This window comes from Elizabethkingia miricola (assembly GCF_001675285.1).
Classification (GTDB): Bacteria; Bacteroidota; Bacteroidia; order Flavobacteriales; family Weeksellaceae; genus Elizabethkingia; species Elizabethkingia miricola.
Window position 1 is genome coordinate 141,012 of record NZ_LSGQ01000029.1, and the last position, 16,157, is coordinate 157,168.

General features: G+C 37.8%; 12 protein-coding genes. 7 read left to right on the top strand and 5 right to left on the bottom strand.

The window, feature by feature from the left end; all coding sequences use genetic code 11:
• Positions 1-6: 6 nt before the first annotated feature.
• Positions 7-318 carry a winged helix-turn-helix transcriptional regulator gene (locus ATE49_RS14440; protein ID WP_059345579.1) on the bottom strand — a complete coding sequence of 104 codons (312 nt, stop codon included), beginning with the start codon at positions 316-318 and terminating at the stop codon, positions 7-9.
• Positions 319-392: 74 nt separating this feature from the next.
• Here ATE49_RS14440 and ATE49_RS14445 point away from each other — a divergent pair, with 74 nt between their 5' ends.
• From ATE49_RS14445 to ATE49_RS14455, 3 genes are all read left to right on the top strand, one after another.
• Entirely contained in the window at positions 393-1,472 is a 1,080-nt protein-coding gene (locus ATE49_RS14445; RefSeq protein ID WP_065082737.1) for an alkene reductase, read from the top strand.
• A 12-nt stretch (positions 1,473-1,484) separates the two neighbouring features.
• Positions 1,485-2,414, top strand: coding sequence for a ClpXP adapter SpxH family protein (locus ATE49_RS14450; protein ID WP_179195562.1), 930 nt, complete (start codon positions 1,485-1,487; stop codon positions 2,412-2,414).
• Positions 2,415-2,625: 211 nt separating this feature from the next.
• Positions 2,626-3,807 (top strand): C1 family peptidase, encoded by a 1,182-nt coding sequence (locus tag ATE49_RS14455; RefSeq protein WP_086980356.1) that lies wholly within the window; start codon positions 2,626-2,628, stop codon positions 3,805-3,807.
• Between the two features lie 198 nt (positions 3,808-4,005).
• Here the strand turns inward: ATE49_RS14455 and ATE49_RS14460 are convergent, their stop codons facing one another.
• Genes ATE49_RS14460 through ATE49_RS14475 form a run of 4 tightly spaced genes read right to left on the bottom strand, consistent with a single transcriptional unit; the run spans position 4,006 to position 8,719 of the window.
• The gene (locus tag ATE49_RS14460) at positions 4,006-4,818 is read right to left on the bottom strand and encodes a hypothetical protein (RefSeq protein WP_059345582.1); all 813 of its coding nucleotides are present in this window, start codon (positions 4,816-4,818) and stop codon (positions 4,006-4,008) included.
• 36 nt (positions 4,819-4,854) lie between these two features.
• Positions 4,855-5,586 carry an MIP/aquaporin family protein gene (locus tag ATE49_RS14465; RefSeq protein ID WP_059156388.1) on the bottom strand — a complete coding sequence of 244 codons (732 nt, stop codon included), beginning with the start codon at positions 5,584-5,586 and terminating at the stop codon, positions 4,855-4,857.
• 24 nt (positions 5,587-5,610) lie between these two features.
• Positions 5,611-7,107 carry a glycerol kinase GlpK gene (gene glpK, locus ATE49_RS14470; RefSeq protein WP_059345584.1) on the bottom strand — a complete coding sequence of 499 codons (1,497 nt, stop codon included), beginning with the start codon at positions 7,105-7,107 and terminating at the stop codon, positions 5,611-5,613.
• A gap of 10 nt (positions 7,108-7,117) precedes the next feature.
• Positions 7,118-8,719, bottom strand: coding sequence for a glycerol-3-phosphate dehydrogenase/oxidase (locus tag ATE49_RS14475; protein ID WP_065082739.1), 1,602 nt, complete (start codon positions 8,717-8,719; stop codon positions 7,118-7,120).
• A gap of 108 nt (positions 8,720-8,827) precedes the next feature.
• Between ATE49_RS14475 and ATE49_RS14480 the strand changes: the two genes are divergently transcribed.
• The 4 genes from ATE49_RS14480 to ATE49_RS14495 all read left to right on the top strand — a co-directional run bounded on the left by ATE49_RS14480 (position 8,828) and on the right by ATE49_RS14495 (position 16,119).
• The gene (locus tag ATE49_RS14480) at positions 8,828-9,586 is read left to right on the top strand and encodes a DeoR/GlpR family DNA-binding transcription regulator (protein WP_081278487.1); all 759 of its coding nucleotides are present in this window, start codon (positions 8,828-8,830) and stop codon (positions 9,584-9,586) included.
• Between the two features lie 207 nt (positions 9,587-9,793).
• Positions 9,794-12,691 carry a SusC/RagA family TonB-linked outer membrane protein gene (locus ATE49_RS14485; protein WP_081278488.1) on the top strand — a complete coding sequence of 966 codons (2,898 nt, stop codon included), beginning with the start codon at positions 9,794-9,796 and terminating at the stop codon, positions 12,689-12,691.
• Positions 12,692-12,708: 17 nt separating this feature from the next.
• Positions 12,709-14,217, top strand: coding sequence for a RagB/SusD family nutrient uptake outer membrane protein (locus tag ATE49_RS14490; protein WP_065082741.1), 1,509 nt, complete (start codon positions 12,709-12,711; stop codon positions 14,215-14,217).
• 72 nt (positions 14,218-14,289) lie between these two features.
• The gene (locus ATE49_RS14495) at positions 14,290-16,119 is read left to right on the top strand and encodes an alkaline phosphatase (protein ID WP_065082742.1); all 1,830 of its coding nucleotides are present in this window, start codon (positions 14,290-14,292) and stop codon (positions 16,117-16,119) included.
• Positions 16,120-16,157 lie beyond the last annotated feature (38 nt).

Sequence of the window (16,157 nt, forward strand, 5' to 3'; positions counted from 1 at the left end):
AGAGAATTACCTTAAATTTTCAAGTTGCTGAAATACAGGCAGCATTAGCTTACCTCTTTCCGATAGTGTATATTCTATATGCAGAGGTTTTAATTTTATAATATTTTTAATCAGAAGCCCTTCAGTTTCTAATTCTTTTAGTGCTGTAGCAATACTCTGTTTATTCGATCCTTCAATTTGCCTCAATAAGCTGCTAAACCGTAACGGACCTTCAATAGCCAGACGAAATATCTGAGGTTTCCATTTTCCGGATAATAGCTTTAACACTTCCTCAGCAGGGCAGCATTCGTAATTTTTATTGTTAATATTAGTGGTCATATTTTTTTGACTTATTGCTATTTAAGATTAACTGTTACAACTTTGTATAACAGAAATCAAAAATAATTAAAATTATGAAAACACATTTGTTATCCGAAATTGAAAAAAATACACAGGTATTTAAAAACAGAATTGTAATGGCTCCTATGACAAGAAGCAGAGCTATTCAGAATTTGCCCAATGATCTAATGCAACAGTACTACGTGCAAAGAAGTACCGCAGGTCTTATTATTACAGAGGGTGTGGCACCAAGCCCCAATGCCTTGGGTTATGCAAGAATCCCGGGTATATTTAATAACGAACAGACTATAGGCTGGAAAAAGATTACTGAAGCTGTTCATGCGGGTGGAGGTAAAATATTTATACAGTTAATGCATGTTGGGCGTATAGCCAATAAAGCTAATATGCCGGAAAATACAAAAATACTCGCTCCTTCTGCAGTAAATGCTCATATGGATATGTGGACTGATACTTTGGGAATGCAAAAAACAGAGGAGCCTCTGGAGATGACTTTGGAAGAGATTGAAAAAGCTAAAGGTGAATTTGTCCAGGCTGCCAAAAATGCCATAGAGGCAGGTTTTGACGGAGTTGAATTGCATGCTGCAAATGGTTATTTATTAGAACAATTTCTTAATCCGCATTCGAACATCAGGAATGATAAATACGGTGGGAGTATTGAGAACAGAAGCAGATTTGTTTTAGAAGTGACAGAAGCCGTTGGCCATGCAATTGGTTTTGATAAAATAGGAGTGAGAATATCTCCATATAGTACATTTAATACGATGCCGCTTTATGAAGAAATTCCGGAAACTTACATACATGTAGTGACAGAATTAGCAAAATTAGATATTACCTATCTGCATGTTATCGATTATGCTGCAAGAGCAACAGAAGAAGGACGGAAACTTATAAAAACAATTCGTGAGGGGTTTGGCCGGTTATTAATACTGAACGGTGGCTATACTAAAGAAAGAGCAGAAAATGTATTGACCAACAATGAAGCAGATCTTATTTCATTTGGCTCTCCGTTCATTGCTAATCCGGATTTGCCGTACAGAATCAAAAATAATATTGAATGGGCAAAAGCGGATCCTGCAACCTTTTATACAGCTGATGAGAAAGGCTATATTGACTATCCGGATTATAACATTTAAAAATACGTGATTATGGAAAATACAAATATTAACCCGCTTTTGTGTAACTCCGAAACTGGTGTATGTGAAATTCCCGGGACTGAAATAAACAATAATTATCAACTCAACTCGAATAAAGATAAACCTCTTCAGCTTGTTTATTTTACCGATCCAATTTGTTCTTCCTGTTGGGGAATCGAGCCACAGCTGAGAAAACTGAAATTGGAGTATGGAAGTATTCTGAACATAGAGTATCATATGGGAGGACTGTTACCTGATTGGAGTTATAACAGCGGAGGCATCAGCAAGCCATCGGATGTAGCGCATCATTGGGATGAAGTTAGTTTGTACTACGATATGCCTATTGATGGCGATGTATGGCTGGAGGATCCTTTAAATTCATCTTATCCACCTTCTATAGCTTTTAAGGCTGCAGAAATGCAGGATAAAGATAAGGCAGTAGATTTCTTAAGAACACTGAGAGAATTGGTTTTTCTGAAGAAAAAGAATATTGCCAAATGGGAATACATTGCCATGGCTGCTGAAGAAGCAGGATTGGATGTTGTAAAACTAAAAACAGATTTTGAAGGATCTGCTCAAAAACTTTTTGAAGCTGATCTGAAGCTGGCAAGAGATTATGGTGTCCGAGGATTTCCAACCATATTTATACAGAATAAACTAGGGGAGCGCGAAACAATCTACGGTACTAAACCTTATTCATTTTTTGAAACAGCAATCCTAAATCTTAATTCTGATGTTACTAAAGAACAATATAATAAAAACCGGGAAGCTCTTTTCTCTAAATACAATTCATTAACTGCCAGAGAATTTTCCGAATTATCCGGAATATCCCGTAATGAGAGCGAGAAACAGCTAAATGAACTTACGGATATAGGTTTTTTAGAAAAATTAACGACTAAAAATGGTTCTCTATGGGTTAGAAAATCTTCAGATAGAATATAAATAAGAATGGATTTAATTATTTAGTTTTCAGTTGTTTGGTATTTCCGGGGGTAAATTTCCTAAATGCAATATAGTTGCAGTCTACTATAACCGGCCTTAAAATCGAAAATTTCTATAAAATTATTGTAACATTTTGAACTAAATTTGGACTCTTTAGTCATATTGAGACTTTAATCAATTTAATTCTAATTTTATAATGAAGAAGAGAAACATGTTTTTGCTTACCATGCTTACTGCAGGAAGCATGGCTTTTGCACAAGACAATCTGGTAAACAGCCTAAAAAACAATCAATCTGAAAATCCGGATTTTAAATTTACAGTAGTTAAGGAGTTAGGGAATACTTCTATTAAAAATCAGGGCTCTTCAGGAACCTGTTGGAGCTACTCCGGAAACTCTTTCCTTGAGTCTGAAATGATAAGAATGGGAAAACCAGCCGTAGATTTAGCTGAAATCTTTACAGCGCGTAATGCTTATCATGATAAAGCTAAACAGTATGTATTGTTTGGTGGTGCTATTTCCTGGGGAGATGGTGGTGAATTGCACGATGTAATCAATATGTACAAAAAGTACGGTGCAGTTCCTCAGGAAGTTTATTCAGGACTTCAGGCTGGGCAGACCAAAAATAACTTTGGTGAAATGCAGAGTGTTATCAAGTCTATGCTTGATGCTTATGTAAAAAATCCTCAGGGTAAACTTTCCGCAAATTGGTTAACAAATGTAGATAATGTATTGGACAGTTACCTTGGAGAATATCCAAAAGAGTTTACTTACAAAGGTAAGCGTTATACACCACAGACTTTTGCTAAAGATGTAGTAGGGATTAATCCTGACGATTATGTAGAGCTTACTTCTTACAAAGACTATCCGTATTATCAGCGTTTTGTTGCTCCGATTCCGGACAACTGGAGCCATGATAGTATGTGGAATGTTCCGATGGATGATCTGACTAAGATTGTTGACAATGCTGTAGACAAAGGGTATACTGTAGGATGGGCAACAGATGTTTCTGAACCTTACTTTTCTTATAAAAATGGGGTAGCTTATGTTCCGGATGTAGATTTAAATAATATCGACGCTCAGACAAAGGCTAATCTTTTCAAAGGACCAAGACCTGATAAAAAAATTACAGAAGATATGCGTCAGGAAGGACTTAACAACCTTACAACAACTGATGACCACGGAATGCAGATTGTAGGATTGGCCAAAGATCAGACAGGCAAAGAGTATTACATGGTGAAAAATTCATGGGGTGTAACCAATGATTATCAGGGATATTTATATGTAACAAGACCTTATGTACAATATAAGTCTACAGGTATTCTTGTACACAAGAATGCAATACCAAAGGATATTCTGAATAAATTAAAACCTAATACAAATATCGGATTATAATCATCCGCTAGTTGTTACAGGATAAATAAAATGCCGGAAGACTTATCTTCCGGCATTTTTATAAAAGTAAAACCCCGCAGGTTTAAAATCCTGCGGGGTTTATCTAATTGATGTTGTATTTAGATTTACTTTTTCTTATCTATAAACGGTAACTTTTCTATTTTGTTGTCTCATGCACTAAGAAAAATAGAACTACATCTAAAATACTGTTGCCGCAAGTTGTATACGGGCATATTTCAGAGCCGGATTCCACATAGCCATCATAGAGACTGGAAGCGTATAATGTTCAGTAATTTTCACATCTTTGCTCGCTTTTAGTCCCACATTTACAATCTGGAAACTGCTTTGCCCATTGCCATACAGGAAATTTCTGTCATTCAGTGCGAATCCTGCTCCAACAAAAGCATTAAGGTTAACCTTTTTGCTCTGGATAACAGGATAGCTCACCTGTACATAAGTAGAATATTTGTTTTTATCATATGTTCCGTCTGGTTTCAGGACAACCTCTCCGGCGTTAGCCCCACCATATAGCATAATGTCGGCTTCTACATTTAGCGGAAATTTTGGCCCGAATGTATAATTGGTTCTCAGGTCAATAATATGAGCAGTTCTTCGTCTGGAGTAACTGAAAATGTCATCTGCTGCAACTGCTGTATTAATATTCCGCGAATTATATAAATCCCAAAGACCTATATAAAAGTTCTTGTTGGAATACTGAACATAGTAGTTTATTTCTTTGTAATGCGTGCCATCACTGTCATTAGCAAGAGCTGAAGCTCCCCAGATTCCAATCTTCCAGTTTTTATTTTTATCCAGAGCGTAGGAGAGGTTTCCCATTACTACAGGTTTGTCAGTAATAATAAGTCCACGCCATAGGTGATTGTTCTGTATGTTAGCTGTGAAATCTAATCTGCCGGCCTTTTCTTCTGTTTTTAATGAGTCTGTGTTTTGAGCAGAAACTCCCACGATGCCTGAAAAAATCAGACAAAGTCTCAATAGGTTTGCTTTCATCTTATTTAGAGTGTGTTAATTAGTCAGATGCAAAATTTATTTTAAAATTCCAAAAAGTAAAGCAGCCAGAACGGCGCCTATAACTGGTCCTAAAATTGGAATCCATGCATAGCTCCATTGACTGCTGCCTTTTATAGGTAAAATAGCATGCATGATTCTTGGCCCAAGATCTCTTGCGGGGTTTATGGCATAACCAGTTGTACCACCTAAGGATAAACCTATAGCCCATACTAAGAATGCAACAGGAACGGCACCTACGGTTCCAAGACCTATTTTGGCATCCGGAGTATTGGGAATAGAGATATTAGCATCACTGATATAGAAAACTACAAATACAAGAACAAAAGTTCCTATGATCTCACTGATGATATTAGAAACAGGCTTTGCAATTGCCGGGCTTGTACTAAAGCAGGCTAGCTTAGCTCCTTCGTCCTCGGTGATTGCAAAATGATCTTTGTGGAATAGCCATACCAGGAAAGCTCCGGCCATAGCACCGATCATTTGGGCTGCAATATATGATGGGACTGATTCCCATGGGAATTTTCCGGCAACGGCCAACCCGATTGTAACGGCCGGATTAAGATGAGCTCCGCTCACAGGACCGGCAACAGTTACTCCCACGAAAACGGCTAATGCCCATGCTGTGGTAATAACAATCCATCCTGAATTATTGCCCTTGGTATCTTTTAGAAGAACATTAGCTACTACGCCGTTCCCAAGAAGAATAAGTAACATTGTACCTATAATTTCTGCTGTAAATGGTGTCATGTTGTGTACTTTTTCGGTTACTAATTAATCTTCTATCCAGGCTTGGGAACGTTTTACAGCTTTGTGCCAAAAACTGACCATATTATCTATTTTGGTCTTGTCTTCTTTAGGTGTAAACTCTTTTTCTATAATCCATTGAGACTGGATCTCATCTATGCTTTCCCAGAAACCAACGGCTAAACCAGCTAAGTAAGCAGCTCCTAATGCTGTAGTTTCCAGAGTTTTTGGACGAATAATTTTGAAACCGAAAAGGTCTGATTGAATCTGCATTAATAAATTGCTGGCAGAGGCACCTCCGTCTACGCGAAGTTCTGTACTTTGGGTTTCTGCATCTGCTTCCATAGCTTTTACAATGTCGTATACCTGAAATGCAATACCTTCTAAAGTTGCTCTGGCAATGTGGCCATCTGTTGTACCGCGTGTCACACCAATGATAGTTCCACGTGCATACTGATCCCAGTAAGGAGCTCCTAATCCGGTAAGTGCAGGTACAAAATATACACCACCATTATCTTCTACAGTTTCAGCAAGTGTACTAACTTCAGATGAATCATGAATAATTTTTAAGCCGTCTCTTAGCCACTGTATAGCAGCACCTCCTACAAATACGCTGCCTTCCAGCGCATAGCTGACCTCTCCGTTTATTTTCCAGGCAACAGTAGTTAACAGGTTGTTTTTAGAATATACTGCCTCATTACCTGTATTCATCAAAAGGAAGCATCCTGTACCATATGTGTTTTTTACCATTCCCGGCTTTGTACACATTTGTCCAAACAGAGCAGCCTGTTGGTCTCCTGCAATCCCTGCAATCGGAATTTTTGTAGAGAAAAGGGTAGTAGAGGTTTCACCATACACTTCACTGCTTTGTTTTACTTCAGGAAGTATAGCACGGGGGATATTGAATAATTTTAGTAAATCATCATCCCAGTCCATTGTACGGATGTTGAACATCATTGTTCTGCTGGCATTGGAAACATCTGTGATAAACATTTTACCTCTTGTAAGTTTCCAGGTAAGCCAAGTATCTACTGTTCCAAAACACAAATCTCCGGCTTCCGCTTTTTCTCTTGCGCCTTCAACATTATCCAGAATCCATTTTAGTTTAGTAGCTGAAAAATATGCATCTAAGACAAGTCCTGTTTTTTGTTTGATTTCATCGGTGTGTCCTTGGGATTTCAGTTCGTCACAATACTTAGATGTTCTTCTGTCCTGCCATACAATAGCATTATAAATAGGTTCACTGGTATGCCTGTCCCATACTACAGTGGTTTCTCTTTGGTTGGTAATACCGATAGCGGCAACTTCCAATCCGGATATTCCGGCTTTGGCAATTACTTCTGCGGCAACCGAAATTTGAGAGGACCAGATCTCGTTTGGATCATGTTCCACCCATCCCGGAGTAGGGAATATTTGTTCAAAACTCTTTTGGGATACAAATTTTATTTCTCCGCTTTTGTTAAAAAGGATTGCCCGTGATGAGGTAGTCCCCTGGTCTAGTGCTAAAATTAGTTTTTCGTTCATCGTAGTGTACTTATTTAGTGTTTTTCATTTCTTTTGGTGTATATGGTATAAGAAGATATTCTTTGGCCAGTGAAATAAATCTGTTGATTTCATTTTCTGTTTGTTCTTGATCCCAGCCGAGTTCCTGAGCTAAAATTTCGGCTACCTTTCGTGCTGAATCTATGGCGGCTCTGGCATCCAGGAAAAGAAGACGGACTCTTCTTGCCAATACATCCTCTATGGTTTCGGCCATTTCATTTCGGATTGCCCATACCACTTCGGCAATGGTAAATTCATTATTTGGATGTATTCTTTCTGCATATTCAGGCTTTTCCTGTTGTAGTGCTTTAATAGCCGGGATATCCGAACCATAAATATATAAGTGATTGCTTCTGTCTACATCTTTTGCAGGAATATTACCATGAATCGAAAGATCTTTGGTTTTAGACGGTACTTTTTTCAGTTGGTGAACTTCTATAGCTTTATCTATAGTATCTTCAGCCATTTGTCGGTAGGTAGTCCATTTTCCGCCGGTAATCGTTACAAGTCCGGTTTCGGCGACGATAACTTTATGACTTCTGGATACTTCTTTGGTGCTTTTACTTCCGTCTTTTGGAGCTGCTAAAGGGCGTAAGCCTGCAAATACAGAAAGTACATCTTCTTTAGTTGGCTTTTTAGACAGATATTGTTGTGCAGTTCTCAAAACGAAATCAATTTCGGAATCCAAAGCTTTCGGTTCGAAACTTGGTTCATCTACTAATGTGTCTGTAGTACCGATTAATGCTCTTTCATGCCACGGAACAACAAAAAGTACACGCCCATCAGAAGTTTTAGGGATCATAATAGCATCATTGCTCTTTAAGAAAGACTTATCTAATACCAAATGTATTCCCTGGCTCGGAACAACGAACTTTCCGTGTTTCGGATTGCTCATGTTCAGTATTTCATTAGTGAAAACACCAGTAGCGTTCACTACAGCTTTTGCTTTTATTTCATAACGTTCTTTTGTAAACTGATCTTCAGCTATTACTCCTGTGATTTTATTACTTTCGTTTTTCAGAAGACCTACAACCTTCGTATAATTAATCACTGTACCTCCTTTTTCTACAATAGTTTGGGCGAGGTTAATCGCCAAACGGGAATCGTCAAACTGTCCATCCTGATATACAACACCGCTGGCAAGACCTTTCTGCTCTATCGTCGGAAGCTTTTCAACGGTTTGTGCTTTATTGATATATCTGGTTTTACCAAGGCTGAGTTTCCCAGCCAGAAAATCGTAAACAGATAGTCCTATTTTGTAATAAATACCGCCCCACCAGTTATAGTTAGGAATAATAAAAGACTGGTTTTTAACAAGGTGAGCAGCATTTTTAGCCAGAAGTCCTCTTTCGTACAGGGCTTCCTTAACAAGATCTATGTTTCCCTGTGCCAGGTATCTTACACCACCATGCACAAGTTTGGTACTCCGGCTCGAAGTAGCTTTTGCAAAATCGTGGGATTCCAGTAACAAAGTCCTGAAACCTCTCGTTGTAGCATCCAGAGCAGATCCTAATCCGCTGGCACCACCTCCGATAATTATAAAGTCCCATTCCTGATTTTGTGAAACTTTTTTAAGCTCTTCTTTTCGTTTCATTTTGTTTCGTTTTATTTGCTTTTTGTAAAAATATGAAATTTATCGAAACCAAAAACTTTTTTTGAAAATTTTTTTTATATTTTTGGTTAAATTTAAAATATTGCAGTAATGATAGCCCGTCATAATAATATTCTTAAAGAACTGGAAAAAAAAGAATATGTACTGGTACAGGATCTATGTGAAAAGTACAATGTTTCATCCGTAACTATTCGAAAGGATTTGAGTTACCTGGAAAGTTTAGGTTTATTACACAGAACCCATGGCGGAGCCAGTAAACAATCGCGTTTTGCTTATGAGAAAAACGTAAATGAAAAAGAGAACATCAATGTAGAGATTAAACAGGCAATAGCCAGAAAGGCTGCAAATATTATTGATGAAAATGATTCTGTTATATTGGCTTCGGGAACGACAATACATTATCTGGCCCGTACAATGGGGAGCTTTCAGAAGCTTACTGTTCTCACATCTTCTTTGCGTGTAGCATTAGAATTGTGTATGGTGCCAAATATTAATATTATTCAGTTGGGTGGAGAGGTAAGAAAAAGTTCTACATCCATTGTCGGGGCTATTTCGGAATCGGTACTAAAGCAGTTTTCATGTCACAAGCTCTTTTTAGGCGTTGATGGGATTGATCTGGAATTTGGTATTAGCTGCTCCAGTGCAGCTGAAGCACACCTGAATCAAGCGATGATAGAATGCGCAGAGAAAGTAATTGTTCTTGCGGACTCTTCTAAAATTAATAAAAAAGGTTTTGGAAAAATCGCAGATCTGGACAGGGTAGATACTATTATTACAGATAAAGGAATTGATCTTGAAACTAAAGAACGCCTTGAAGATATGGGGGTTACAGTGATTATTTCTGATTAAGATTAAATTTAAAATAAAATTAATCTTAATTATGCCCTGAATACAGGTGTAATGATTAATTTACTGCTATCTTCCTGATAAATAAATGATTAATATTAATGTATTGACTTTTTTCATTGATAATAGTTAATGTTTCTTAATAAAAACATAAGAAAACCTTAATGTAACACGGGGTAGTACTGTTCTAATTTTGCATTCAGAATTAAAATGGATGCCATGAAAGTATTTAAAATCCCTGTCTCGGTGGCTTATTTTACAAGCCGGGGGCTATTAATTGGAGCAATATCGGCCTCACCAGTATTGTTTGCCCAAAAGAAAGACAGTTTAAAAGAGAAATCCATAGACGAGGTTGTCGTTGTCGGATACGGAACACAGAAAAAAAGTAAAGTATCGGGTGCTGTTTCAGAAGCATCACTGGATAAACTTTCTTCCAGATCTCTATCGGGTGTGGGTGAAGTACTTCAGGGGAAAGCACCGGGAGTAACGGTTGTAAATGAGGGCGGAGATCCCAATGGTTCACCAAAAGTAAATATTCGTGGTTTAGGCGGGATTAACGGAGAGACTCCTCTTTATGTTGTGGATGGTGTTGTTTTTAATGGTACACCAGCGATTAACCCTAACGATATTCAGGATATATCTGTACTTAAAGATGCGTCAGCAGCAATTTACGGAGCGAGATCCTCAGGAGGTGTTATTCTTATTACAACGAAGAAAGGTAAAAAAGGTAATATTACTGTAGATTTTGATGTTAAGTTTGGTGTGAATCAGGCATGGAGATTGAAGGAATCTTTAAATGCAGCAGAGTTTCAGGATGTAATGTATAAGGCGTATGAAAATGCCGGTAAACTGAGCAGCCTGCCTTTAGCTTTCAATGCAGAAAAATATCCGGACGGAAGAGTAACCAGAACAGACTGGATGAAAGAAATTTTCCGTACCGGAACCATCCAGGAATATAACGTTAATCTTAGCGGTGGAAACGATAAGTCCAGATTTTTTGTAGGAATGAACCACAGAAACCTGGAAGGTATCCTACTGAATACACAGGCAAAGAGATATAACTTCAGAGTAAATTCTGAACATAAGGTAAAAGACTGGTTAACTATCGGAGAGAATATGTACTATAATTACTCTGATGGAAATACAGCAGATACTAAAAATGGATATACCGGAGCAGTAGTAGCTGCGATGTATTACCCGCCGAATGTTCCGGTGTATACACCTACAGGAGCTTTTTCCGGGTTACCTATTGATGTTGCCGGAGGTTATGGAGATATGATTAATCCTGTGGCATACCTTAAAAGGATTAGTATAAGAAATCCTACGCATGAGATTCTAATCAATCCTTATGCAGAGGTTACTTTAGCTAAAAATTTAAAATTCAGATCTAACTTCTCTCAGACATTCAAAATTGGAACGATTAAAAACTTTACTTCCAGAGTACTGGAAGTCGGGAAAATATTCGATACCAATAATTTAGAATATCAGTCTAATAATTCTTCTACCTCTCTTGCAGAGCAAATTCTTACTTATAAAACTTCATTTGGTAAACATAATTTCGATTTCCTTGCTGGTTTTACTTTCCAGAAGACAATTGATGAAGGTTTCCTGGCCAGAGCTTATGATTTCAGAAGTGAAGTAGAAGTATTCCGCTACCTTCAGAATGCAGCGGATACCAATAAAGACCTTTCCAGTTACAAGTATCAGCAGGCCTTGGTTTCTTATCTCGCAAGGATTAACTACGACTATGCCGGTAAATATATTATCAGTGTATTGGGAAGAAGAGACGGTTCTTCATTGGTTGCCAAACAAAACAGATTTGCCAATTATTATGCAGTTTCAGGCGCATGGGTAATGTCTAAAGAAAACTTTATGCAGGATATTGCATGGCTTTCGAATCTTAAACTTAGAGGCAGTTATGGTATCTTGGGTAACCTTGGGGGGATTTCTCCACAGGCAGTGAATCCGTTAATGATAAGAGACAACAATATTATTTTTGGACAGGATCCTTCCCAGAATATTGCTTATTATGCTACAACACGCCCTAATCCAAACTTAAAATGGGGAAAATCTGAACAAACCAACTTTGGTTTAGATGCGTCATTCCTGAACAATAGTCTTTCTTTACAGTTCGATTATTTCATTAAAAATTCCAAAGATCAGATTTTTAATGTAAGCCTTCCGAGTACAGCAACTTATACGAATCAGTATATCAATGCCGGATTATTCCAGGATAAAGGTTACGAACTGGGAATTAACTACAACAGTAAAAATACCGGAGATTTCAGTTACTCAATAGGAGCGACCTTCAGTCAGCTAAAAAATACGGTTAAGCAACTGGCAGATGTAAACGAAATCTTTATCAATGATAATGCTGTAAGAGGAGTACTGAAGCCTACACGTATAAGAGTAGGAGAATCACTTTACTCTTATTACGGATATAAAACGGATGGTATTTTCCGCTCACAGGAAGAGATTAATAATTATAAAGATGCCAATGGTGCTCTTATCCAGCCTAATGCTAAGCCGGGTGATATTAAGTTCCTGAAAAAAGAAGGAAACACCGGTACGCTTAACAACAACGATTTTGTGAACCTTGGAAATCCATATCCTAAATTCTCTTACGGATTGTCTTATAATATGACCTGGAAAAATTTTGATCTGAATGTATTCTTCCAGGGAGTATATGGAAATAAAATATTCAACGGTCTGAAATTTATTTCATTAAACCCAGGCGGAACAGGGCAGAATTATAACATGGACAAAGATATTCTGAATGCATGGACTCCGGAAAATACCAATACCAATATTCCGAGACTTGTTCAGGGGGATCCTTCCGGAAATTACTCTAAAGTATCAGATTTTTATGTGGAAAACGGATCTTACCTGAGGCTGAAGAACCTTACAATAGGCTATTCACTGCCTAAGGAGATTTACAGTAAAATCAATATAAACAGATTAAGGATTTATATGACGGCTAATAATCTGTTTACCATTACCAAATACAAAGGTTTCGATCCTGAAGTGGGGATGAATACGTATGGTGTAGACACAGGGAGATATCCGCAGGCTCGTTCATTTATTTTCGGTGTAGAAATCGGGTTATAATTTTAAAAAGTAAAAAGATGAAATTTTTCAATAAAATAGTTTTAGTATCGGGAATATCTGCTGCATTGCTTTCATGTACAAGCGAGCTTGATGTTCAGCCGGAAGGAACTCCGACAGAAGCGAGTTTCTGGAAAACGGAGAACGACCTTGTAACAGGGGCAAATGCGATGTACAAGCCTTTGTATGACAGTGAATTTTATGGCAGAGGTTTTTTCTGGTTTATCAATGCCAGTGATGACATGGTAACAGGAAGGTCAAAAAGTGAGGCCGATAATGCCAAGAACTTTAGCAGCAATTATATCGCAGCAGGAGATTTGGAAACGCAGTGGAACAAGAGATATACAGTTATTGGTATTGCCAATCGTGTTATCCGAAACGTAGATAATATTCAGGCATCAGCAGCTGTAAAAAACAAATACTTGGGTGAAGCTTTGTTCATGAGCAGCAGAATGTATTTCGAACTGGCATATAGTTACGGTAATGAGAAAGCAGGTGTTCCTATTATTGATCGTACAAAAGAACCGGATCCAAATCCTATTCCGCGGGCAGCCAACGTAACGGAAAACTATAATTATATTATAAATGACCTGAAAAAGGCAGCGGAATTACTGCCGTCTCAGGAACAACTTGCAGCTAAAGACTTCGGAAGACCTCATAAGGCTGCTGCATGGGCTCTTATGGCTAAAGTATATCTTTTCATGAAAGACTGGAAAAATGCAGCATACTGGGCAAATGAAGTGATGACTAAAGGAAACAGAAACCTGTTGAATAACTATGCAGATGTTTTCAAAGCGGAGAATAATTACAGCTCCGAATATATCTGGTCAATACCAAGTACACCAAAATTCAATGCTATAGGAAGTATTCTTCCGGGAGTAATGCTTGAAAATAAAGGCTGGGGAGAATACAATGGCTGGGGATATTTCCAACCCACCAAAGAACTTTTTACAGAATATGAAGCAGGAGACCTTAGAAGAGATGTAACAATTCTGAAAGCCGGAGATAAGTTTACATTCAACGGAAAAGACAGAACTTATGCTTCTTCCAACTCTCTAACGGGATATCAGTTCAACAAGTATATGGATGCGTTCAAATATCCGTTGAACAGCGGCCACGTAAGTGCAAATGGTGATTATCCATGTACAGATCTTGCTGTACCGATTATGCGTTATGCAGAAGTGATCCTTATAAAAGCAGAAGCATTGTTAATGTCGGGGCAAAATGCTGATCAGGAAATCAACATGATCAGAAAGCGTGCAGGTTTGGCACCGAAAAGTGGATGTACAATGGCTGACCTGAAACACGAAAGACGTTGTGAACTGGCAGGTGAATGGGCAGACAGACACAGAGATTTGGTACGTTGGGGTGATGCGAAAGATACTTATGCTAAACCTTTGCATGGTGCAGATGATAAGGAAGTATGGGCTTCAAGAAACTTCAATCCGGCAGTGCACAATGTATGGGCAGTTCCACAAGTGGAAATTGTAAACAGCCACGGAGTAATCAAGCAAAATGAAGGCTGGTAATTTTTTAATATAACAACATATACTATATCATTGCAGGAATTCCTGCAATGATATAGTTTTTTTAATAGTACGATGAAACAAGCAAAAAAAATATGGGCAATACTGGCTCTGGCAGTATTTGCAAACACACAGGCACAGAATTATTTGAATTATAATGTGGGAAATGCACATTCGCATAATGACTATATGCAGGAAATTCCTTTCTGGCAGGCATATTATGCAAATTTTGGTTCTATAGAGGCGGATGTTTTTCTGGTAAAAGGGAAGCTGTGGGTTGCCCATACTGAAAAAGAATTATCACCGGAGCGGACTTTGGAAAGCCTTTACCTCGATAATATAGCCAAACAGATTAAGCTGAATAACGGACATATTTATCAGGATGCAAACAAAAAATTACAGCTATTAATCGATGTTAAACAGGACTATAAAACAACCCTGGACGTATTAGTCAATACCCTGCAGAAATATCCTGAGATTACAGGTAATCCGGGAATTAAAATTGTTATTACAGGAGGCAGGCCGCAGCCTAAAGATTTCAAAAATTATCCTTCTTATTTATTTTTCGATGGTGATCTGGATAAAACTTATACGGCAGATGAACTGAAAAGGGTAGGAATGTTCAGTGCGGATTTACCAGCTTTGGTAAAGTGGAACGGAAAAGGTATCCCAAGAGATGAAGAGACAGCAAAAATAAAAAATGCAGTCGAAAAAGCACATCAGCAGCAAAAGCCTATGCGTTTTTATGGAGCACCCGATTTTCCGAATGCATGGGTTAATCTTATGGATTTAGGCGTAGATTACATCAATACAGATCATATCCCCGATCTGAAGAAATTTATGAATACTATTCCGAAGAATTTTTATAAAAATCAGAAAGAATACAGTGTTTATAAGCCTACTTATGAAACTGACGGGGTAACTAAAAAAGTAAAAAATGTAATCCTTCTTATTCCTGATGGTACATCATTGCCGCAGTATTATGCTGCATTCACGGCGAATAAAGGAAAATTAAATGTCTTTAATATGAAAGCGACAGGATTGTCCAAAACCAATTCTTCCAACGCTTATATTACGGATTCAGCACCAGGTTCTACCGCTTTTGCTACAGGTGTAAAAACTAAAAATACCTTTGTAGGGGTTGATAATGAAGGAAAATCTTTAGCACAGATTCCGGATATCATTGCTGCAAAAGGAATGACATCAGGTCTTATTTCTACCGGAGATGTTACCGATGCTACACCGGCAGATTTCTATGCACATTCCGATAACAGAAATAGTTCTGAACCTATTCTGAAAGATTTTGTAAGTTCTAAAACCAAGATACTTATAGGTGGCCCCACAAGCGGACTTACAGAAGATAATCTTAAAAAAATAAAAGAAGAAAAAATCGATTTATATAAAGATTTGAAATCTGTAAAGAATACCAATAACCGTACTTTAGTTATTGATCCTCTGGCCTCACAAAGAATAACCAACGGAAGAGGAAACTGGCTGGCCGATGCTTTTGATCTTACATTAAACGATTTGAAAACCAACAAAAATGGATTCTTTATGATGGTAGAAGCTTCCCAGACTGATGGTGGCGGACACAGCAATAATATAGAACAGCTGGTGACCGAGTTATTGGACTTCGACCATGTTGTAGGAAAAGCAATGAAATTCGCTGATGAAAACAAAGAGACACTTGTTGTTGTTTTAGGAGATCATGAAACCGGAGGTTTAACTTTGTTGGATGGCAGCCTGAAAGAGGGCTGGATATTTGGGAATTTTAGTACAAACGATCATACTTCCATTCCTTCCAGTGTATTTGCTTACGGTCCTAATTCTAAGGAGTTTACAGGTTTGTTTGAGAATACAGAAATTTTCAATAAAATTTTAGCTGCTTACGGAATTCGGAAATAAGTAGTTTATTCATTAATTTTAGGCAATAAAACTAAATA